This window comes from Corynebacterium sp. MSK297 (assembly GCF_030232885.1).
Taxonomy (GTDB): Bacteria; Actinomycetota; Actinomycetes; order Mycobacteriales; family Mycobacteriaceae; genus Corynebacterium.
In genome coordinates this window covers 1-455 of the sequence record NZ_JASPGD010000029.1, presented here as the reverse complement: position 1 = coordinate 455, position 455 = coordinate 1, and the positions used below count along the sequence as shown (strand labels likewise).

At 53.8% G+C, this 455-nt stretch carries 1 protein-coding gene; it reads left to right on the top strand.

The window, feature by feature from the left end; translation table 11 throughout:
• Positions 1-455, top strand: a 455-nt coding sequence (locus tag QP888_RS10975; RefSeq protein ID WP_284813589.1) for a VaFE repeat-containing surface-anchored protein, incomplete at both ends; no start/stop codon positions are given.

The following is a 455-nucleotide window of genomic DNA, read 5'->3' as shown; positions in this document are numbered from 1 at the left end:
GAAGAGCAGTCTGGCAAGAAGCCGGAGACTTCGGAATCCACGAAGCCTTCCGAGCCTAGTGAGTCCACTAAGCCTTCTGAACCTTCGGAGACCACTGACTCCAAGAAGCCTTCCGAGCCTAGCGAGACCACTAAGCCTTCCGAGCCTACGAAGCCTGAGGAAGAGCAGTCTGGCAAGAAGCCGGAGACTTCGGAATCCACGAAGCCTTCCGAGCCTAGTGAGTCCACTAAGCCTTCCGAGCCTACGAAGCCTGAGGAAGAGCAGTCTGGTAAGCAGCCTGAGAAGAATCCGAAGATTTCGACGAATGCTGATTTCGCTGATGGTTCTACGCAGGTTGTTGCTGGTGCCACGGTTGTCGATACTGTCGATTACCAGGGCTTGGTTCCTGAGAAGAAATACACTCTTCAGGCTGAGTTGATCTCGAAGGAAGATGGCGAGACTGTTCTGGGTAAGGG